The sequence below is a fragment of the Methylobacterium sp. NPDC097929 genome (assembly GCF_049543375.1).
Classification (GTDB): Bacteria; Pseudomonadota; Alphaproteobacteria; order Rhizobiales; family Beijerinckiaceae; genus Methylobacterium.
This window is the reverse complement of the sequence record NZ_JBMVEP010000003.1, coordinates 339,723-359,645: the sequence shown is the minus strand read 5'-3', so window position 1 is coordinate 359,645 and position 19,923 is coordinate 339,723. Positions and strand designations below refer to the sequence as shown.

Sequence of the window (19,923 nt, the reverse complement as noted above, 5' to 3'; positions counted from 1 at the left end):
CTTTGTTAAAAGCGGGTATGCGAGACCTCTGCCGTAATGGTGCCCCGAAAGGCGTGAATCCCTTCCGCGTGGACAGCCAGCGCCGCACCGGGTTCGGAACCCGCTTCCAATGACGAACTTCTTCCTCGGCGTGATCGCCGGCTGCATCATCGCCGGTGTGGCCACCATTACGGCGGCGCGGCATCCGGCGGTCCAGCTGCGGCTCGGTCTCGTGCCGCCCGCTCAGGCCGCGGCGGCCCCGCCCCGGCCCGAGACGCTTCGATGCCCGCTGCCGAGGACGGCGGCGGCGGTCGGCAAGCCGGAGATGCTGTTCTCGCGCAGCCGCCTGTGGTCCATCGCGCCCTGACGGCGCGCGAACGGTCGTGCGGGCGTCAGACGCTGCTGCCGAGCAGGAACATCACCATCGTCGTGGCCACGGTGCTGCCGAGGAACCCGCACAGGGCGGCGGCGAAGGACGGGCCGGTCCGCATCTCGGTCTCGGAGGGGCGGTGGCTGCTCTCGGTGGCGATCATGGCAAGTCCTCAGGCAAGCGGGTGGTTTCGTTGATGTGAACGTGCGCCGCACGGCAACGCTTGGCGGTGCGGGACCGCACCCGGACCTTGGCCAAGGCCCGGCTTTCATGGTGTCGTCGGCGTAAAGAGGTTGCGGCCGAGGCCGCCCGGGTCACTCGCAGCGATTCACGCGCTTGGCGACGCTGAGCGCCCGGAGTTCGCTGCGCAGGTCGATGGCCACGATGTCGGCCCCGCAATCCTCGAAGGCGTCCTGCGCCTCGTGGTAGCGGTCGCCGACCTCGTCGAGGGTGTCGCAGACCCGATCCCGGTTGCCGAGGCGGGCTTCCTCACGGGCTTGGTAGCGCAGGGCGCCGGCTTCCTGAATCTTGCGCCGGGCATCGATGCAGCCGGGCGCGGCGAGGGCGGTCGAGGCGACGCCGAGACCCGCCAGAGCGGCGGCGAGTCCGACGAGTGCGGTGTGTCGCAAGGGGTGACGCATGGGCGAACCGACGCTGATTCAACTGGAACGCAAAAAAGTGAGGAGCGCACAATGCAGTGACATCACAGTGCCTTGGCACCGCTCCGTTCGTCGCATCGTCGTCCGTCTCGGCTTTTGAACGGCGACGCTCGGCGGATGGTTCCGAGCGCGCCGGCCCCGTTCTGCGCCCGCCCATGCCGCAATTTCGGGCAGTCCTGCCCCGCTTGGCCCTCGGTCTGCGGAAGGGCGCGGGGCGAATGGCTATCGCTGCGTCCGCGCCGTCCTTCCGCGGCGGGAGACCAGGATCTCCCCGAGCGTGACCGGGCGCAGGTCCTGCGCATCGATGCCGACATCGTATTGCCGGGGGATCGGCTTGAGCCGGCCGTGGCTGTGCCCGTGCAGGTTGATCGCGCCCCGGCCGAGGCCGTTCCAAGTGCGGAAGGCGTAATGGCAGAGAACGAGCCGCCGGTCCTCGACTTCGGTCTCGGCGTAGTGTGCGACCGAACGCCAGCCGGGCGCCGCGAGGGTCGCGGGGCCGTCGTTATTGCCGATGATGAGGTGCTTGTGCCCGTTGAGGCCCGCGAGCAGCGCCGCGACGCGCTCCGGCGGGGGCCCGAGGGCGAAGTCGCCGAGGTGCCAGACCGTGTCGTCGGGTCCGACCACCGCGTTCCAGGCTTCCACCAGCGCCGCGTCGTGCGTCGGCAGGTCGGGGAAGGGCCGGCGGTCGATGCGCAGGATGCGCGGGTCGCCGAAATGCGTGTCGCTCGTGAAGTAGATCGTCATCCGCCGCCGTGATCCGCCGCGCCGTCCGCTGTGAGCGGGACAACGCGGCGGAGGGGCGATCGATACGGCCTCAGCGGCCGGGACTGAAGCGCATCGGCACCGTGACGGCGAGGCTCGACGAGGTCACGCCGGCGGGGGCGGGCGGCAGGCCGCCGCGCACCGCCGCGAGCGCGGCGGCATCGATGGCTCCGACCCCGCTGCTGCCGACGAGGCTCACCCCGCTCACCGCTCCCGAGCGGCTCACGGTGAAGCGCACGTTGGCGACGCCGCCGGCGGTGCCGGCCGCCGCCTCGCGGTTCATGCGGCCCCGGATCGCCGAGGCGATCGCGCCGCGCCACGCCGCCATGGCGTTGGGATCGCTGGCCGCGGCGGCTGAGCCCGTCGCGCTCTGGCGCGAGGTCGCGGCGGAGTTGCGCTGCGAATTGCCGGCCTGCGCCGCCTGGGCGCGCCGGGCGGCGTCGCGCTCGGCCTTCGCCTTGGCGGCCTTGATCCGAGCCTCCTCGCGCTTCTTCTCCTGGACCTTCTCCAGCTCCTTGCGGCGCGCCTCGCGCTCGGCCTCGCGCTTCTTCTCCAGCGCGGCCTTGCGGCGCTCCTCGATCTTGGGATCGGGCTTGGGTGGCTCGGGCTTGGGCGGCTCGGGCTTGGCCGCGACCGGCGGGGGCGGCGCCATCGGCTCCGCCTCCTGCGCCTCGGAGGTCACGAGCTGCTCCTCCGGCGGGGGCGGCGGCGTGTCGGGCACGGCCTCGGTGACGGCTTCGGGCGGCGGGGGCGGCTGAACCTCCTCCGGCATGACCTGCGTCATCTCGGTGGGCGGGGGCGGCTGTACCTCGTCGGGCGCCACCTGGGCCGTCTCCGGCGGAGGCGGCGGCTGCACCTCCTGCGGCGTCTCGACCGGCTCGGCGGTTTCCGGCTCGCCCTCGGGCTTGGCCTCCTCGGGAACGGCGTCCGCCTGGGCCGTCTCGGCGGCCGCCTGGGTGTCGGCCTCCATCATCTGCGGGGCGAGATCGATCGTGATCTCCTGGTCCCCCGGCGGAGCGGGCGGCGTCAGGTGCAGGTAGGTGATGCCGATCAGGCCCGCGGCGTGCAGGGCCAGCGCCAGGGCGAAGGCGGCCGCGAGGCGGCCCTGCCCTCCCCCCCCGTCCGAGGGAAGCGCCGCTCCGGCGGAGCCGGGTGCAGGGGCAGGCAGGGATGCCGGCATCGGGGGCGGCTTCTGTGCGGACCTGGGGGCGGGCATGGGAGCGGCCATGGCGCTACTTGGCACCCCCGGCGGCGGGCGCGGCACCGCCCGCGGACTGGGCGATCAGCGAGACCTTGGTGAAGCCGGCCTGACCGACGAGGCCCATCACCTCCATGATCCTGCCGTAGGGCACGTCCCGGTCGCCGCGCACGAGCACGACCTGTTCCGGGTTCTCGGCCTTGAGCTGGCGCAGGCGCGGCAGGATCGTCTCCGGCGTGAAGCCGTCCTTGGCGATGAACGGGTTGCCGTCCTTGTCGATGGAGACTTCGAGCGGCTTCTGCGACTGCGCCACCTTGGCGGCGGTCGTCTTCGGCAGCTGCACCGGCACGCCCGTCGTCATGAGCGGGGCCGCCACCATGAAGATGATGAGCAGCACCAGCATCACGTCCACCATCGGGGTGACGTTGATCTCGGACATCGGCGTGGCGTCGAGGCCGTCCTCGTCGTCGCTCGCCGAACGCGCGGTTCCCATGGCCATGGTGTCGCCCTCCCGGGCGTCGGCGGCGGCCCGCCGGACCGGACGGGCGTCGCCTCAAGGGTTTCGGGATGGTCGGGTGTCGTGCGGGACGCTACTCGGCGGCCGCGGCGCGGGCGTGGGGGCCGCGGTCGCGGGCGAGGCGGTTGCCGAGCACCGCGATGCAGGAGACGAAGCCGGACTGGATGCGGGCGACGTCGCCGGAGAGCTTGTTGTAGGCCATCACCGCCGGGATCGCGACGACGAGGCCGATGGCGGTGGCGAACAACGCCTCGGCGATGCCCGGCGCCACCACCGCGAGGCTGGTGTCCTGGCTCTTCGCGATGGACGAGAACGAGTTCATGATGCCCCAGACCGTGCCGAACAGGCCGACGAACGGGGCGGTGGAGCCGGAGGTCGCGAGCAGGGGCAGGCCGCCCTGGAGGCGCTTGACCTCGACGCCCAGCGCGCCCTTCATCGCGCGCTCGATCCGCTCGCGGCGCTCGGCCCGGCTCTCGCTGGTGTCCTGATCGCGCCACGCGTCGAGGCCCGCCCGGACCACGTGGCCGGCGATGCCCCTCTGCCCCGTGTCGATGGTGCCCTCGGAGCGGACCATCGCCTCGAAGGCCTTGGCCTGCCGCTTGGCGGCGGCGAGCCGGACCATCTTCTCGAACACCACGGTCCAGCAGGCGAGCGAGGCCACCACGAGAAGGATCATCACGCCTTTCACGATCGGGTCGGCCTGAAGGAACAGGCCGAGGAACGACATGTCGTGGGCTTGCGCGACGGCCTCGGCGGGCACGGACGTCGGATCCATCTGTTACTCCTCGTGGCTCATGGTCTGTCCGCCGTCCCAGGCCGCCCGGACGAACCGGAGCGGGTGGGACGGCCGGGCCGGCTTCAGCGATCGAAGGCGGCCGAAGTCTTGGTGGCGGGCTCGATCCGCTCCAGGCAGGTTTCGCGGGTGGCGTCCCCGCCCTCGCAGGCCAGGACGTCGTTCAGCAGCAGGCGGCCGACCTTCGGGCAGGCGAGGCCGGGGAAGTCGAAGAGCCGCACCACGGTCTTCTTCTCCTGGACCGGTCCCAGCTCGACCGCGAGGCGCTTCTGGGCGACGCCCTCGGTGTCGAAGGCGAAGAGATCGACCTTGAGCGACTTCAGCGCGGTGCCGCGGCTGTTGTCGACGAGCATGTAGGTGCGGCAGGCCTCGCCCGCGGGCTCGAGGCGGTTCAGCTCGATCTTCAGGGGCGGAGCGTCGGACTTGACCGTGTCGGATTTGGCGGCCGTCGGGCCGCCCTCCTGCGCCAGCGCGGCCGGGACCGGGGCGGTCAGGGCGGCGGCGAGCGCGGCGCCCGCGAGCAGGCGCCTTCCGATCCCGTCCCGTCCCGGCGCTGCGCGCCGCATTCCCCAGGCTTCCTGAATCACGACGATCCCGTCTCCCCGTTCTCGCGCCGCCCCGTCGGATTCGGAGCGGGCCGCCTGACCCGAAGGCCGAAGAAGTACCGATTGCCCGCCGCGGGCGATCCGATCCCAGGGCGCCCTCCTCGGGCACCGGACAGCCTTCGCGAGGTCCGGCTGCGGCTGATGTCACGGATACGGCAAAGGTGACGCCCGGCGCTCCCGGGGCACCGCGCATCTTTCAAGTTTCAAGGCGTGCTATCCGACAATCGGGGGAGCAATCAAGGTTTGAGAAGAATTTCAGAGCAATTCCAAACTATTGGACCCGATGCCGCCCCCGTCCCGCTCTTTCCCGATCGTCCCGGACTGAATTGCCATTTAATCCCATGATGGTGCCGGACGATCGGGCGCACCGGCGGGGATGCAGTCGCACCGAGGGCGCTGGGAACCGGCGATCTTGATCGCGGAGGGGCCGCTTTCCATATCCCCGTTCAAGAGCGCTGCCGCGAGGCGGGCTCGAGACCGCGAGGTGCCGCAAGGGGTTCGTCCCCGCAGGGCCTCGCCGGAGGTTTGAGCGACCATGACGCGGCCATCCCCGTTCGGGCACCCGTTCCTGCTCGGCTTCGACGAGATCGAGCAGGCTCTCGACCGCGTGTCGAAGGCCGCCAACGACGGGTATCCGCCCTACAACATCGAACGCATCGCCCGCAGCGAAAACGAGCCCGATCGCTTGCGCATCACGCTGGCGGTGGCCGGTTTTACGCAGGACCAGCTCGACGTTTCCCTCGAGGAGAGTCAACTCGTCGTGCGCGGCCGGCAGATCGACGACAAGTCCCGCCAATTCCTGCACCGCGGCATCGCGGCGCGGCAGTTCCAGCGGGCCTTCCTCCTCGCCGACGGCATGGAGGTTCTGGGCGCGGAGCTGTCGAACGGCCTGCTCTCGATCGATCTCGTCCGGCCGGAGCCGGAGCGCATCGTGCGCAAGATCGCGATCGCCTCGAAGGACCCGTGATCCGGGTTCCCTGAGCCGACGCAGCGATGCATCGCAGGCTGCGGTCATCCGTCGCCAGACCTCACCCCCAACCCGGATTTGTCGCCGCCGACCTGCGGGACCATATCCGATTCAACGCTCTGCCTCGGAAGGAGGGCATTCCATGAACGACCTCACGACGATCGACCTCACCATCGACACCGCCGCCACGCCCGCCATCGATCCGGCCGAGTTCGCCGCGCTCGGCGAGGGGCATATCGCCTATGTCCGGCCGATCCGCTCGGACGAGGTGCGCAGCCTGTTCCCGCAGGCGCCCGAGATGACCCCGGGCCTCGACCTGTTCGCGCTGCTCTCCGCGAGCGGGGCGCCAATCCTGCTCACCGATTCCCGCGAGGTCGCCGTCGCGAACGCGATGGCGCACCAGCTCTTCCCGGTGAGCCTGCACTAGTGCGCATTCCGACGAAGTGGACACCGGTTCGTCGAAAGAAAGCGCAGCTCTAAGCGGCATCAAAGGCGCTGCCCCCCGCGTGTATGCGGGGGCTGTCGTTCAGGCCATCGCCTCGACCGACCGCACCAGGAGCGCGATGTCCTGGGGCCGGGACAGGCGGTGGTCGCCGTCCTTGATCAGCGTCAGCATCGAGCCCGGCCCGGGCAGGCGCTCCAGAATGCGCAGGGCATGGCCGTAGGGCACGTCCGGATCGGCCATGCCTTGGAGGATGTGGACCGGGCAGCCCGGCTCCAGCGCCTCCTCCAGCAGGAGGTGGCGCCGCCCGTCCTCGATTAGCGCCATGCGGATCGGGTCCGGCTCCGGGGCATAGTCCGTGGGCCGGTACCAGACGCCGTCGCGCTCGAGGGTCTGCCGGATCTCCGGCGGGAACGAGGCCCACATCAACGCTTCCGTGAAATCGAGGGCCGGGGCGATCAGCACCATGCCGCCGAGGCTCAGGCTCCGCCGCGCCCGCTCGCGGGCGACGAGGCAGGCGATCCATCCGCCCATGGAGGAGCCGACGAGGATCGGCCGCTCGTCGGCGTAGCGCTCGATCACCGCCGCGGCGTCGGCGAGCCAGTCGGAGATCGTGCCGTCCTCGAAGCGCCCCTCCGACTCGCCGTGCCCCGAATAGTCGAAGCGCACCATGCGCCGGCCCCGCTCCGCCGCCCAGGCATCCAGGGCGGCGGCCTTGGTCGCGCGCATGTCCGAGCGGAAGCCGCCGAGCCAGACCACGGGCGGGCCCTCGCCCTCTCGGATGCGCACGGCGATCCGTCGGGGCGCCGAGGCGCCGCCGACGGTCAGGGTGGTGACGGGCAATTCGCCCGAAAAAGTCCCGGAAGTGCTCACGTCCGCGTGGGCCCCGCGATTCTGAAACATGCCGACGACGCTTCGTTTACCGAACCGTAAAGCGCCTGGGACGATCCTTACCCGATGACCATGTTTCGAGCGACCGTCCCGACGCGGGTGACGCGATGAACGGGGGCAGCCTGTCCGGCGGCCCCGTTCGGTCGTCCGAGGTCTCGCCGCTGGCGGGCGTCACGGTGCTCCAGATCATCCCCGCCCTAGAGGCGGGGGGCGCCGAGCGCACCACCGTCGACGTGGCCGCCGCCCTGGCCGAGGCCGGAGCGCGTCCGCTCGTGGCCACCGAGGGCGGCCGGCTCGTCGGCGAGCTGCAGGCCAAGGGCGGGATCTGGGTGCCCTTCCCCGCCAACACCAAGAATCCGCTGGCCATGGCGCTCAACGTCGAGCGTCTGGCCCGGCTCTGCCGCCACGAGGGCGTGCAGATCCTGCACGCCCGCTCCCGCGCTCCGGCCTGGGTGGCGCTCGGTGCCGCGCGGCGCTTGAAGATCCCGTTCGTGACGACCTATCACGGCAGCTATTCCGGCCGGACGGCGGTCAAGGTGCTCTACAATTCGGTGATGGCGCGGGGCGACGCCGTGATCGCCAACTCGCACTACACGGCCGAGCTGATCCGCCGGGCGCATCCGGAACAGGCGGGCGAGCGGATCACCGTGATCCACCGGGGCACGGATCTCTCGACCTTCACGCCCTCGGCGGTCGCGCCCGCCCGGGTCGAGAGCCTGCGCCGGGCCTGGGGCGTGGCCCCCCACGAGCGGGTCGTGCTGCTCGCCGCCCGGCTGACCGCCTGGAAGGGCCAGCGCGTGCTGATCGAGGCCGCCGCCCGCCTGCGCGATCTCGGAATCGCCGATTTCGCCGTGGTGCTCGCGGGTGATCCGCAGGGACGCACGGCCTACGAGCGCGAACTCGACGCCCTGATCGAGGCCCGGGGCCTCGCCGGCCTCGTGCGCCGGGTCGGTCATTGCAGCGACATGCCGGCGGCCTTCCGGGCGGCCTGCGTGGTCGCCGTGCCCTCCGTCGAGCCCGAGGCCTTCGGGCGCTCGGCGGTGGAGGCGCAGGCGCTCGGCATCCCGGTGGTCGTCTCCGATCTCGGCGCCGTGCCCGAGACGGTGCTGGCCCCGCCCGATGTCGATCCGGCCCAGCGCACCGGCTGGCGGGTGCCGCCCGGCGATGCCGCCGCCCTGGCCGAGGCGCTGAAGGAGGCGCTCTGCCTGAGAGCGAGCGCCCGCGACGCCCTCGCCCGCCGGGCGCAAGCCCATGTCGAGGCGAATTTCTCCCTCGATCGCATGATCGCGGGAACGCTCGGCGTCTACGCGGAGCTGCTGAATCGGGGCGGAACGGGGCGGGGATGAACCGAAATCAGTCCCGCGAGTTGACTCCGCAAGAAGATTTGCCAAGTTAGTGAGGTCCGGCCGCGCCGGATCGATCGGTGGCCGGGGCTTGCTCGTTGGGGTGGCTCTTCAGGCTGCCGTTTCGTCGTTGATACAGGAGAACTGAGCCATTCGCAGACCAATGAGAGCCATGCCGGCCCCGCAGAAGGACGGGCCGCGCGCAAACCGGGACATCCGCGGCGTCCGCGACGTCCAGCTCATCGACCAGGATGGTCAGAACAAGGGTGTCGTGCCCTTCTTCGACGCGCTGGCGATGGCTGAGGAGATCGGGCTCGATCTCGTCGAAATCGCGCCGAACTCGTCGCCTCCCGTCTGCAAGTTCCTCGATTACGGACGCTTCCGCTTCAACGAACAGAAGAAGCAGAACGAGGCCCGTAAGCGGCAGAAGACGGTCGAGGTGAAGGAGATCAAGCTCCGCCCCGGCATCGACAAGCACGATTACGACGTGAAGATGAAGGCCGTGCACCGCTTCTTCGAGGAGGGCGACAAGGTCAAGGTGACCCTGCGCTTCCGCGGCCGCGAGATGGCTCACCAGGATATCGGCCTGCGCCTCCTGGAACGCGTCAAGGTCGAGACCGCCGAGATCGCCAAGGTCGAGAGCGAGCCGATGCTCGAAGGCCGCCAGATGATCATGATCCTGGCGCCGCGCTAAAAGGCTCCTCATCCGCGCATCGTCGCGGAGCGTCTGCCCCCACCCAATGCGCTGTCCCCTTGCGGGGGCGGCGCATTTTTCGTTTTCGCGACCCCGTGCGGCGATGGGGCCGGTGCGGACCGTTCGAGCGCCTCTTTCCGGCAGCGTCGCGGTCCGGATCGCTTCGGGCCTCGCCGTGACGGAGAGAGTGAACCCACGCCGTCATAGCGAGGTTCAGCGAAGCGATCCAGGATCGCGACGCTGCCGGGCCGTGGATCGGACATCGCATCCAGCCTCGTCGTCCGAGACGGACCGGCTGCTCGCAAACCCTATTTCAGCATCGAGATCTGCACGTCGCCGACGCGCCGGCTCACCGCGACCGTCACGTCGTGCCCGTGGCGGTGCAGGCGGATGTCGGCCCGCGAATCCCCGAGCTTGAGGTTGAACAGCTCCACCGCTTCGAGGAAGCGCGGCAGGACCGGGTTGCGGAAGCGGATCCGGTTGCGGGCGTGGTCGAGTTCGAGCCCGAGGCAGGCCGCCAGGAAGGCGAAGGGGGCCGCCGCCGCCCAGGCCTGCGGCGAGCAGGCCACGGGATAGCTGACGGGGCCGCGCTGGCGCCGCCGCATGAAGCCGCAGAACAGCTCGGGCAGCCGCTTCTGGTCGTAGTAGAGGCTCGTGTCGAACATGCCCTCGAACACCCGCGCCGCCTCGTCCTTGAGGCCGTAGCGCGCGAGCCCGAGGGCGCAGAGCGCGTTGTCGTGCGGCCAGATCGAGCCGTTGTGGTAGGACATCGGGTTGTAGCGCGCCTCGCCCTTGGCGATGGTGCGGATGCCCCAGCCGTTGAAGCCGTCGGTCGACAGCAGCTGCGCCGCCACCAGGGGTGCCCGCTCCGGCAGGGCGATGTCCGTGAACAGGGCGTGGCCGGTGTTGGAGGAGCGCACCGCGCATTGCCGCTTCTGGCCGTCGAGCGCGAGCGCGTAGGTGCCGATCTCCTCGCACCAGAACGCCCGGTCGAAGTTCTCGCGCAGCGTGTTGGCCTGGGCGGAGAGCCGGACCGAGAGGTCGTCCTCGCCGAGAAGGCTCGCGAGCCGGGCCGCGCCGCGCTTGGCCGCGTAGACGTAGCCCTGCACCTCGCACAGCGCGATCGGCCCCTTGGCCATGGCGCCGTCGGCGTGGAAGATCGAGTCGTGGCTGTCCTTCCAGCCCTGGTTGGCCAGGCCCTGCTCGGTCTCGCGGGCATATTCCACGAAGCCGTCGCCGTCGCGGTCGCCGTAGGTGTCGATCCATTCCAGCGCGAGTTTGAGCTGCGGCCAGATCGCCCGGATCGTGCCGAGATCGCCCGTCACCTCGTAATACTGCGCCGCCAGCATCACGAAGAGCGGCGTGCCGTCGATGGTGCCGTAATAGTGCCGGAAGGGCACCTCGCCGAGCATCGCCATCTCGCCGCGGCGGGTCTCGTGCAGCACCTTGCCGGGCTGCGCGTCGGCGGCCGGATCGACGGCCTTGGCCTGCGTCGCCGCGAGGAAGCGCAGCACGCCCTTGCCGAAGTTCGGGTCGATCCAGAGCGCCATCATCGCCGTGATGATGCCGTCGCGTCCGAACACCGTGGAGTACCAGGGGATGCCCGCGAAGGGGTAGATGCCCTCCTGCGTCCGGGTCGCCAGCATGTAGAGGTCGGCGGTGGCCCGGCAGAGCCCCTCGTTGAACTGATCGTTCGAGGAGATGATCGTGGTGATGCCCGCCGTGATCTGGCGCTGGTCGCGCCGGTTGTCGCGGTAGGCGCGGGCGAAGATGCGTCCCTCGCTCAAGGAGCGATCCGGTTGCTCGGCGAGGCTGCCCGCCGCCCGCGAGAGCGCCGCCGCCGCGGATTCGCCCGCCCGCTCGGGGCCGGGCGCTCTGGTATAGGCCCGGTGCGACTGGCAGACGACGCGGATGAAGAGGGAGTTCTGGGCCCCCGGCTCCAGCTCGACCACGAACTCGGCCTTGCCCGGTTCGAGCGTGTGGGGCTTGGGCCCGAAATGCAGGGAGGTGGTGCGCACGATCTCGTCGAGGCCGGCGTAGCGGAACTGCACCTCCGTCTCGCTGCGCCGCTCGACGGTGCGCTTGCCCCGGTTCGTGCGATCCGAGCCGCGCACCTCGAACAGGTCGCGGTAATCGGCGTCGAAGGTGACGCCGATGCGCAGCCGCCGCCGCCGGGTGTCGTAGTTGCGCAGGCCGATCCGATCGTAGCAGGTCCCCTTGAACAGGAACTTGGTGCGCTCGATGGCGATCAGCTCGCGGGGGATCGCGGTCTCGTCGCCCGCATCGAGCCGGATGTCGGGCGTGGTGAGATCGACGCTGAGCGCCCCGTTGTCGTCCTGGATCGCCGAGGACAGCATCATCGGCCGCTCGTCCTCGATGGTGAGGGCGAGGCGCGAGAGGTAGCGCGTGTCCTGGAAGTAGAGGCCCTCCGGCCCCGGATACCAGCCGATATCGCCGTAGCTGTCGAGCACGGCGAAGGCCTCGCCGTATTTCAAGGAGCGCAGGGGGCGCTCCACCAGCGAGGCCTGTGCCTCGATATGGTATTGCGGCAGGCTCTCGTCCGCGTCCTGGAAGCCGAGTCCCGGGCCGGCCTTGCGCGCCCGCCCTTCGGCCGTATCGGCGTGGTTGTGGGCTGCGTCGTCCTGTGCCGCCATGCGAAGCGCCTTTGTGCCGTTGATCCGAGGGGAGCCCGTGGCCGGGCTCGCAAATCGAGGGCCGCCGGTCGGCTCGAAGCGACCGGCGGCCCCTGTCGGACCCGTTCAGTTAGGCGCGTCCCCGGCCCCGGCGAGGGGCCACGGGACAGTTTCCCTCAAGCCCGGACCCGGCTTCAGGCCGGCATCGCCGCGACGTGGATCGGCGCGTGCGACGCACCGTTCAGCTCACCGTACTGAGGCGAGAAGGCGCCGGCGGACGGCATCTTCAGCACGTTTCCCCGGCCGGCCAGCAGCTGCTCGTAGGCCGCTACGTACTTGCGGACCATGACCTCGGCGGTGAAGCGGCCCTCGAAGTGGCTGCGGACGCCGGCGCGCGGCAGATCCTTGACCTTGCGGCAGGCCTCGACCGCCTCGTCCATCGAGTTGACGATGTAGCCCGAGACGCCGTCCTTAATGACCTCCGGCACGGAGCCGTTGCCGTAAGCGATCACCGGGGTGCCGGCCGACATCGCCTCGATCATCACGAGGCCGAAGGGCTCCGGCCAGTCGATCGGGAAGGCGAGCGCCAGGGCGTTGCCGAGGAAGTCCTTCTTCTGCTCCTCGTTGATCTCGCCGATATACTCCACCAGGGGGTGGTGGATCATCGGCTCGATCTTCTCATCCCAGTATTCCTGGTCCGCCTTGTCGACCTTGGCGGCGATCTTCAGCGGCGTGCCGGAGCGGATCGCCATCTCGATCGCGCGGTCGGGACGCTTCTCGGGCGAGATGCGGCCGAGGAAGGCGAGGTAGCCGCCCTTGGCCTCCGGATAATAGGGGCAGTTCTCCTTGGGCAGGCCGTGATGGATCGTGGCCAGCCAGTTGGAGTTTTCCGGCATCGGCTCGCGCTGGTTGTCGGAGATCGAGACCAGCGGCATGCCCGTGAACGTGTTGTAGACCGGCATGAAGTCCGGCACGTCCAGGCGGCCGTGCATGGTCGTCAGGCACTTGTGATACAGATCCTCGAACATCGGATACTGCAAGAGATCGATGTGGAAGTGGATCACGTCGAACTCGTGCGCCCGCCGATGCACGTGGTGCAGCATGGCGAGGTGGCCCGCGGTATGGTCGCGGTAGCCGAGAAGGCGCAGACCCTCGGGATGGCAGGCGGCGAGCTTGGCCGATGTCTGGGAATCGCCGCTCGCGAACAGCGTCACGTCATGACCCTGGCGGACGAGTTCTTCTGTGATCCATGAAACGACACGCTCGGTGCCGCCATAAAACTTCGGGGGCACGGCTTCCGCGAGCGGAGCAACCTGGGCAATGCGCACGAAGACGTCTCCTGTGACCGGGAAAAGGATGTTGGGGCGATGAATGGGGGGTACGGCCTGAGCGGGACATGAACGAAACCGACAGCCAAGGTTTATGGTTCCGCTCACCTCGCTGGGGCGAGCGGAAATCTTGGCAAGCCCACCGAATGCCGGCTTTCCACAATGTTCGTGCGGGAATCGCCGCAAATCGGTGCAGGTGTGATTCATCACTTGCCTGACCGTCCGGCTCCCGATGCCTGTTTTCGATGCAGCCCGCCGCGCCACCCATCTGCGGGCGGCGCGAAAATCGTGCCGTTCGATCCATCGATTGAAACGGCGGGCGGTTTCTGCCATAAGCCGCCCGCGTCGAACCGCCCGGCCGATTAGGGCTGCCGTGGCGGTTCCCGTTGCTCCAGCAGCATTCACGCGCGAAGCCCCGGCTCACCGGCCGATCCGCTGTCGCGTCAGGAGAGCCAAATGCCCAAGCTGAAGACCAAATCCGGCGCCAAGAAGCGCTTCAAGATCACCGGCACCGGCAAGGTGATGTACGCCCAGGCCGGCAAGCGCCACGGGATGATCAAGCGGACCACGAAGCAGATCCGCAACCTGCGCGGCACCACGACCCTGTTCGAGGGCGATGCCGCCAACGTGAAGAAGTACTTCCTGCCGAACCAGCGGTAAGTTTTTCCTCCGTCAGTCGAATCTGTTTTCTAGAACTCCAGGAGATCTCCCATGGCTCGCGTAAAGCGCGGCGTGACCAGTCACGCGAAGCACAAGAAGGTTCTGAAGGCCGCCAAGGGCTATTACGGCCGCCGTAAGAACACGATCCGCATCGCCAAGCAGGCGGTGGAGAAGGGTCTGCAGTACGCCTACCGCGACCGCAAGAACAAGAAGCGCACCTTCCGCGCCCTCTGGATCCAGCGGCTCAACGCGGCGGTGCGCGAGCACGGCCTGACCTATTCCCGTTTCATCAATGCGCTGGCCAAGTCCGGCATCCAGGTGGACCGCAAGGCCCTGTCCGAACTCGCCATCCACGAGCCGGCTGCCTTCGCCGCCGTCGTCGAGAAGGCGAAGTCGGCCCTGCCGAAGGCCGCCTGACCGCTCTGCCGAGAGGCGGAACGACCCTTTGACAAGGCGCGGCGCGGCGAGCGCCGCGCCTTCTTGTTTTCCGGGTGCGGACTTCTCCCGGAGGCCCGGCGCCGATGCGGCGCTTGCGCGTGGCCCGGCGACGCGCAAAAGCAGCCCCGGACGCAGCACTCGGACGATCGGTAAGGACAGCGGTGATGGATCTCGACGCTCTCGAACGCGACCTCCTCGGGCAGATCGAGCGGGCCGGGGACGAGGCGAGCCTCGAAGCCCTGCGCGTGGCGGCGCTCGGCAAGAAGGGCAGCGTCTCGGAGCTCCTCAAGACGCTGGGCGCGATGACGCCCGACGAGCGGCGCGAGCGCGGCCCCCTCATCAACGGCCTGCGCGACCGGGTGCAGGGCGCGATCCTCGCCAAGCGCGAGGCGCTGACGGAAGCCGCCCTCGACGCCCGGCTCTCCGCCGAGCGCATCGACGTGACGCTCCCCCTGCGCGAGGCGCCGGAGGTCCGCGGCCGCATCCACCCGATCAGCCAGGTGATCGAGGAGATCACCGCGATCTTCGCCGATCTCGGCTTCTCGGTGGCCGAAGGGCCCGACATCGAGACGGACGAGCTGAACTTCACCGCGCTCAACTTCCCCGAAGGCCACCCGGCCCGGGAGATGCACGACACGTTCTTCCTACGCCCCGACCATCTCGGGCGGCGCAAGCTGCTGCGCACCCACACCTCGCCGGTTCAGGTGCGCACCATGCGCGCGGGGCAGCCGCCGATCCGCGTGATCATGCCCGGCCGCACCTACCGGCACGATTCCGACCAGACCCACACCCCGATGTTCCATCAGGTCGAAGGGCTCGTGATCGACCGCTCGGCCAACATCGCGAACCTGAAATGGGTGCTCGAATCGTTCTGCCGCGCCTTCTTCGAGGTCGAGGCGGTGACGATGCGCTTCCGCCCGTCGTTCTTCCCGTTCACGGAGCCCTCGGCCGAGGTCGATATCCAGTGCTCGCGCAAGGGCGGCGAACTGCGCTTCGGCGAGGGCACCGACTGGCTGGAAATCCTCGGCTGCGGCATGGTCCACCCCAACGTGCTGCGCAGCGGCGGGCTCGACCCGGATCAGGTCCAGGGCTTCGCCTTCGGCATGGGCATCGACCGGCTCGCCATGCTCAAATACGGCATGCCGGACCTGCGCCCCTTCTTCGAGGCGGACGTGCGCTGGCTGGAGCATTACGGCTTCCGGCCGATCGACGTGCCGAGCCTCGTCGGCGGGCTGACCGCCTGAGCCCCGCCGCACCGCTTTTCGATCCCGGCTCGGCCCGCCCCGGCGGCCGCGAGGATGTTCTGAGATGAAATTCACCCTCTCCTGGCTCAAGGACCACCTCGACACCGAGGCCTCGCTCGACGCGATCAGTGAGACGCTGACGCGGATCGGTCTCGAGGTCGAGGGCATCGAGGACAAGGCCGCCGCGCTTCGCCCCTACGTGATCGCGCGGGTGATCTCGGCCGAGCAGCACCCGAACGCCGACCGCCTGCGGGTCTGCCAGGTCGATGCCGGCGACGGCCAGCCGCTGCAGGTCGTGTGCGGCGCGCCCAACGCGCGGGCCGGCATGCTCTCGGTCTTCGCGCCCCCCGGCACCTACGTTCCGGGTAAGGCCATCACCCTCTCGGTGGGCACGATCCGCGGCGTCGAGAGCCGCGGCATGCTCTGCTCCGGCGCGGAACTCGGCCTCGGCGACGACCATGACGGCATCCTCGATCTGCCCGCCGAGGCGCCGGTCGGCACCGTTTACGCCGTCTGGGCCGGGCTCGACGATCCGGTCATCGAGATCAACCTGACGCCCAACCGCGCCGATTGCGCCTCGATCCACGGCATCGCCCGGGATCTTGCGGCCACCGGCATCGGTACCCTCAAGCGCGAGCCGCTGCCCCCCGTGCGCGGCGAGGGGGCCTGCCCGACGCCGGTCACCCTGGCCTTCGACGAGCACGACAAGGGCCTGTGCCCGCTCTTTGCGCTCCGCCTCGTGCGCGGCGTGACCAACGGCCCGTCGCCCGAGTGGATGCAGAAGCGCCTGCGGGCGATCGGCCTGCGCCCGATCAACGCGCTCGTCGACATCACCAACTACCTGACCTTCGACCGGGGACGGCCGCTGCACGTCTTCGACGCGAGGAAGGTCGCGGGCGGGCTCACCGTGCGGCGGGCGCAAGAGGGCGAAAGCCTCGTCGCGCTCGACAGCAAGACCTACCGGCTCGATTCCGATGCGGTGGTGATCGCCGACGACAACGGCGTCGAGTCGATCGCCGGCATCATGGGCGGGCAGGCCTCGGGCTGCGACGAGACCACCACCGACGTGCTGATCGAATCGGCGCTCTGGGACCCGCGCGCCATCGCCCGGACCGGCCGGCGCCTCGGCATCGTCTCCGACGCCCGCTACCGCTTCGAGCGCGGCGTCGATCCGGCCTTCGCCCTGCCCGGGCTCGACCTCGCCACGCGCCTCGTGGTCGATCTGTGCGGCGGCAGCCCGAGCCAGGCCACCCTCGCGGGCGAGGTGCCGGAACTCTCCCACGTCATCGACTTCCCCTGGACCGAGGTGCGCCGCTTGGCCGGCATCGAATTGTCCCGGGCCGAGATGAAGGTGACGCTGGAATCCCTGGGCTTCCACATTTCGGGCTCCGGCGACCGCGTGAAGGTGCTGCCGCCGTCCTGGCGGGCGGATGTCGAGGGCAAGGCCGACCTCGTGGAGGAGATCGTGCGCATCGCCGGTCTCGACCGGATCGAGCCGAAGCCGCTGCCGCGCGCCGAGGCGGTCGCGGTTGAGCCGATGCTCACCGTGCTCCAGCGGCGCGGACGCCTCGCCAAGCGGGCGCTGGCCAGCCGCGGCATGCTGGAGGCGGTCACCTACTCCTTCATCGCGCAGGCCGACGCGCGGCTGTTCGGCGGCGGGACGAGCGATCTGGCGCTCGCCAACCCCATCGCGGCCGACCTCTCCGACATGCGTCCGAGCCTCGTGCCCGGCCTGTTGCGGGCCGCCCAGGCCAATGCCGACCGGGGCTTTCCCGACACCGCCCTGTTCGAGGTCGGACAGTGCTTTGCCAGCGACGAGCCGGAAGGCCAGTCCCTGCGCGCCACCGGACTGCGCCGGGGCACCGCCCGCCACGGCGGAGCCGGGCGCCATTGGAGCGGGGCGGCGCAAGCCGTCGACGCCTTCGAGGCCAAGGCCGACGCGCTGGCCCTGCTCGCCGCGCTGGGCGTGCCGACCGGCGGGCTCCAGATCGTGGCCGGCGGCCCCGACTGGCTGCATCCCGGCCGCTCGGGCACCCTGCAATTCGGGCCCAAGAACGTGGTCGGCCATTTTGGCGAGCTGCATCCGCGGCTCCTGAAGGCGATGGACCTCAAGGGCACGCTCGCCGCCTTCGAGATCACCCTCGATTCCCTGCCGCTGCCGCGCCACCGGCCGACCAAGGCCAAGCCGGCCCTCGTCCTGCCCGACCTCCAGGCGATCTCCCGCGACTTCGCCTTCGTCGTCCCCCGCGACGTGCCCGCCGCCGACATCCTGAAGGCGGCGCAGGGCGCCGAGCGGAAGTTGATCACCGGCATCGAGGTGTTCGACCTCTACGAGGGAACCGGCATCCCGGAGGGCGCCAAGTCCGTCGCCATCGCCGTGCGGCTCCAGCCCGCCGAGCGCACGTTGACGGATGCAGAGATCGAGGCGGTGAGCGCCAAGATCGTCGCCGAGGTGTCGAAAAAGACCGGCGCCACCCTGCGCGCCTGATCGAGAGCGACCGAGGGGAGATGGTCATGGACGCGAACCTGATCGAGCGCCTTTCGGTCGCCGAACACATGCCGAAAGACGCCCTCCGGCGGGCCGTGGCCGAGCCGGAGGCGATCGCCGAGGCCGTGCTCGCGGTGCTGGCGACCGCGGCGGAAGATCCCGAGGCGCCGAGCGAGCACGAGGCCAACCTGCTGTTCTGGGGCCTGCACGCCCTGGCCGCGGCCGGGGACAGGCGGGTCTACGCGCCGCTGATGCGCCTGCTGCATCAGGACGGCGAGGCCGTCGAGGGGCTGCTCGGCGACGCCAGCACGATCACCACGGCCCGCATCATCGCCAGCGTCTTCGACGGCGACGCCGGCCCGCTCCACGCGCTGATCCTCGACAGCGCCGCCGACGGCTTCATCCGCAACGAGGCCTTCACGGCCCTGGCCTACCTGACCCGGCAGGGCCGCCTGCCGCTGGAGGACGCCCGCGCCCTGCTGCTGCGCTTCGACGCCGCGCAGGCCGCGGTCGAGGGCGACATGGCCTGGGTCGGCTGGGAGGAGGCGATCGCCTATCTCGGCCTGACCGACCTGGCGCCGCGCTCGCAGGCGGCCCGGCGCGACGGCCGCCTCACCGACGAGTTCAGCGATGCGGCGTGGTTCCGCAAGGCGCTGCGCCAAGCCAGCGCCGAACCGCCGGACCTGAGCGAATTCGGCGACCGCTACGGCACGCTCGACGATCCGGTGGGCGCGCTGGCCTGGACGGAGGAGAGCTACGGCCAGCCGGTCACGAACCCGTTCAAGGATGTCGGCCGCAACGACCCCTGCCCCTGCGGCTCGGGCAAGAAGTACAAGAAGTGCTGCCTCAACGCGGCCGAGGCTGCCGCTCCGCCCGTGCGGCTTCCGGGCCTGTCCTGACCCCCGCTCCGTTCAACGGGTTGTCCGGGTCCCAGGCGTAACCCAGCGTCTCGAAGCGCATCGAGCGGGCGTCCACCATCAGCAGGCGCCCGACCAGGGGCTCGCCGAAGCCGGCCAGCGCCCGGATCACCTCCATCGCCATCAGCGAGCCCATGACGCCGGCCAGCGCCCCGAGCACCCCGGCCTCGGCGCAGGGCGCGACACTGCCCGGCGGCGGCGGGCTCGGGAACAGGCAGCGATAGGTCGGGTTCGGCGCGCCGTCCGGTCCGGTCTCGTGGGCGCGGATCGTGGTGAGCGAGCCGTCGAAGGCCCCGAGCGCCGCCGTCACCAGGGGCCTCGCGGCGTGGAAGCAGGCATCCGAGACGGCGTAGCGGGTGGAGAAGTTGTCGGAGCCGTCGGCGACGAGGTCGTAGCCTTCGAGCAGGGCCGGCGCGTTCTCCGGGGTCAGCCGGAAGGGATGCGTCTCGACGCGCACATGCGGGTTGAGCCGGGCGACGGCATCGGCCGCGCTCTCGACCTTCGGGCGGCCGACATCCGGCGTGCCGTGGATGACCTGCCGCTGCAGGTTCGAGAGCGAGACCGTGTCGTCATCGACGATGCCGATGGTGCCGATGCCGGCGGCCGCCAGATACTGGATCAGCGGCGCCCCGAGCCCACCGGCCCCGATCACGAGCACGCGCCCCGCCTTCAGCCGGGCCTGACCCGGGCCGCCCACCTCGCGCAGGACGAGGTGGCGGGCGTAGCGTTCGATTTCTTCGGACGAGAGGGCCATGGGCGCCATGTAAGCGCCTCGGGCGGACAGCGGAAGCGGCGCCGGGTTTTGACTGCGTGGCTGATAGGTGCGTGCTACGGCTCGCCTACCAACGAAGAAGCGCTGTTTCCCATCCATTCTCTCATCCTGCGGTGCCGGAGCGCAGCGGAGGCCTCGAAGCCTCCAGCGATCGCGCGGCTTCCGGAGCATCCTTCGAGGCCCGCTAGCGCGGGCACCTCAGGATGAGGGGGCGGATGGGAGG

General features: G+C 70.1%; 21 protein-coding genes. 10 read left to right on the top strand and 11 right to left on the bottom strand.

What is annotated here, in order from left to right; translation table 11 throughout:
• Positions 1 to 109 precede the first annotated feature (109 nt).
• Positions 110 to 346 (top strand): hypothetical protein, encoded by a 237-nt coding sequence (locus ACPCJR_RS11820; RefSeq protein WP_110350413.1) that lies wholly within the window; start codon positions 110 to 112, stop codon positions 344 to 346.
• 25 nt (positions 347 to 371) lie between these two features.
• On the opposite strand, the gene ACPCJR_RS11815 is transcribed toward ACPCJR_RS11820, so the two are convergent.
• From ACPCJR_RS11815 to ACPCJR_RS11785, 7 genes are all read right to left on the bottom strand, one after another.
• Positions 372 to 512: a hypothetical protein gene (locus tag ACPCJR_RS11815; protein WP_391512128.1), complete on the bottom strand. Its 141-nt coding sequence runs from the start codon at positions 510 to 512 to the stop codon at positions 372 to 374.
• Between the two features lie 151 nt (positions 513 to 663).
• Positions 664 to 990, bottom strand: a complete 327-nt coding sequence (locus ACPCJR_RS11810) for a hypothetical protein (protein WP_391512129.1) — start codon at positions 988 to 990, stop codon at positions 664 to 666.
• Positions 991 to 1,230: 240 nt separating this feature from the next.
• Positions 1,231 to 1,752, bottom strand: coding sequence for a metallophosphoesterase family protein (locus ACPCJR_RS11805; protein ID WP_391512130.1), 522 nt, complete (start codon positions 1,750 to 1,752; stop codon positions 1,231 to 1,233).
• Positions 1,753 to 1,822: 70 nt separating this feature from the next.
• On the bottom strand, positions 1,823 to 2,950 hold the full coding sequence (locus tag ACPCJR_RS11800; protein ID WP_391512131.1) for a TonB family protein: 1,128 nt from the start codon (positions 2,948 to 2,950) through the stop codon (positions 1,823 to 1,825).
• Positions 2,951 to 3,002: 52 nt separating this feature from the next.
• The gene (tolR, locus tag ACPCJR_RS11795) at positions 3,003 to 3,467 is read right to left on the bottom strand and encodes a protein TolR (RefSeq protein WP_110350409.1); all 465 of its coding nucleotides are present in this window, start codon (positions 3,465 to 3,467) and stop codon (positions 3,003 to 3,005) included.
• Positions 3,468 to 3,558: 91 nt separating this feature from the next.
• Positions 3,559 to 4,260 carry a MotA/TolQ/ExbB proton channel family protein gene (locus tag ACPCJR_RS11790; RefSeq protein WP_391512132.1) on the bottom strand — a complete coding sequence of 234 codons (702 nt, stop codon included), beginning with the start codon at positions 4,258 to 4,260 and terminating at the stop codon, positions 3,559 to 3,561.
• Between the two features lie 83 nt (positions 4,261 to 4,343).
• Entirely contained in the window at positions 4,344 to 4,844 is a 501-nt protein-coding gene (locus ACPCJR_RS11785) for a Tat pathway signal protein (protein ID WP_391512133.1), read from the bottom strand.
• Between the two features lie 574 nt (positions 4,845 to 5,418).
• Here ACPCJR_RS11785 and ACPCJR_RS11780 point away from each other — a divergent pair.
• Complete coding sequence (locus tag ACPCJR_RS11780) at positions 5,419 to 5,850, top strand: Hsp20 family protein (RefSeq protein ID WP_110350406.1); 432 nt, start codon at positions 5,419 to 5,421, stop codon at positions 5,848 to 5,850.
• Positions 5,851 to 5,992: 142 nt separating this feature from the next.
• Positions 5,993 to 6,277, top strand: coding sequence for a DUF1150 family protein (locus ACPCJR_RS11775; RefSeq protein WP_391512134.1), 285 nt, complete (start codon positions 5,993 to 5,995; stop codon positions 6,275 to 6,277).
• Positions 6,278 to 6,376: 99 nt separating this feature from the next.
• Here the strand turns inward: ACPCJR_RS11775 and ACPCJR_RS11770 are convergent, their stop codons facing one another.
• Positions 6,377 to 7,195 (bottom strand): alpha/beta fold hydrolase, encoded by an 819-nt coding sequence (locus ACPCJR_RS11770; protein WP_391512135.1) that lies wholly within the window; start codon positions 7,193 to 7,195, stop codon positions 6,377 to 6,379.
• Positions 7,196 to 7,290: 95 nt separating this feature from the next.
• On the opposite strand from ACPCJR_RS11770, the gene ACPCJR_RS11765 reads away from it, so the two are divergent.
• Both ACPCJR_RS11765 and infC read left to right on the top strand, forming a co-directional pair.
• Positions 7,291 to 8,529: a glycosyltransferase family 4 protein gene (locus ACPCJR_RS11765; protein WP_391512136.1), complete on the top strand. Its 1,239-nt coding sequence runs from the start codon at positions 7,291 to 7,293 to the stop codon at positions 8,527 to 8,529.
• A 169-nt stretch (positions 8,530 to 8,698) separates the two neighbouring features.
• On the top strand, positions 8,699 to 9,220 hold the full coding sequence (gene infC / locus ACPCJR_RS11760; RefSeq protein WP_245421477.1) for a translation initiation factor IF-3: 522 nt from the start codon (positions 8,699 to 8,701) through the stop codon (positions 9,218 to 9,220).
• A gap of 308 nt (positions 9,221 to 9,528) precedes the next feature.
• On the opposite strand, the gene ACPCJR_RS11755 is transcribed toward infC, so the two are convergent.
• Together ACPCJR_RS11755 and ACPCJR_RS11750 are read right to left on the bottom strand one after the other, a co-directional pair.
• Positions 9,529 to 11,874: a glycogen debranching N-terminal domain-containing protein gene (locus ACPCJR_RS11755; protein ID WP_391512137.1), complete on the bottom strand. Its 2,346-nt coding sequence runs from the start codon at positions 11,872 to 11,874 to the stop codon at positions 9,529 to 9,531.
• A gap of 173 nt (positions 11,875 to 12,047) precedes the next feature.
• The gene (locus tag ACPCJR_RS11750) at positions 12,048 to 13,181 is read right to left on the bottom strand and encodes a glycosyltransferase family 4 protein (RefSeq protein ID WP_391512138.1); all 1,134 of its coding nucleotides are present in this window, start codon (positions 13,179 to 13,181) and stop codon (positions 12,048 to 12,050) included.
• A gap of 456 nt (positions 13,182 to 13,637) precedes the next feature.
• Between ACPCJR_RS11750 and rpmI the strand changes: the two genes are divergently transcribed.
• From rpmI to ACPCJR_RS11725, 5 genes are all read left to right on the top strand, one after another.
• Positions 13,638 to 13,841, top strand: coding sequence for a 50S ribosomal protein L35 (rpmI, locus tag ACPCJR_RS11745; RefSeq protein ID WP_056244427.1), 204 nt, complete (start codon positions 13,638 to 13,640; stop codon positions 13,839 to 13,841).
• Positions 13,842 to 13,892: 51 nt separating this feature from the next.
• Positions 13,893 to 14,258 (top strand): 50S ribosomal protein L20, encoded by a 366-nt coding sequence (gene rplT, locus ACPCJR_RS11740; protein ID WP_110350399.1) that lies wholly within the window; start codon positions 13,893 to 13,895, stop codon positions 14,256 to 14,258.
• Positions 14,259 to 14,443: 185 nt separating this feature from the next.
• Positions 14,444 to 15,523, top strand: coding sequence for a phenylalanine--tRNA ligase subunit alpha (pheS, locus tag ACPCJR_RS11735; RefSeq protein ID WP_391512139.1), 1,080 nt, complete (start codon positions 14,444 to 14,446; stop codon positions 15,521 to 15,523).
• A 64-nt stretch (positions 15,524 to 15,587) separates the two neighbouring features.
• The gene (gene pheT / locus ACPCJR_RS11730; protein WP_391512140.1) at positions 15,588 to 18,011 is read left to right on the top strand and encodes a phenylalanine--tRNA ligase subunit beta; all 2,424 of its coding nucleotides are present in this window, start codon (positions 15,588 to 15,590) and stop codon (positions 18,009 to 18,011) included.
• A gap of 26 nt (positions 18,012 to 18,037) precedes the next feature.
• A complete protein-coding gene (locus ACPCJR_RS11725; RefSeq protein WP_391512141.1) occupies positions 18,038 to 18,910 on the top strand; it encodes a DUF1186 domain-containing protein in 873 nt (290 codons plus the stop codon).
• Here ACPCJR_RS11725 and ACPCJR_RS11720 read toward each other — a convergent pair.
• Positions 18,858 to 19,682: a HesA/MoeB/ThiF family protein gene (locus ACPCJR_RS11720; RefSeq protein ID WP_391512371.1), complete on the bottom strand. Its 825-nt coding sequence runs from the start codon at positions 19,680 to 19,682 to the stop codon at positions 18,858 to 18,860. The genes ACPCJR_RS11725 and ACPCJR_RS11720 overlap by 53 nt on opposite strands.
• Between the last annotated feature and the right edge of the window lie 241 nt (positions 19,683 to 19,923).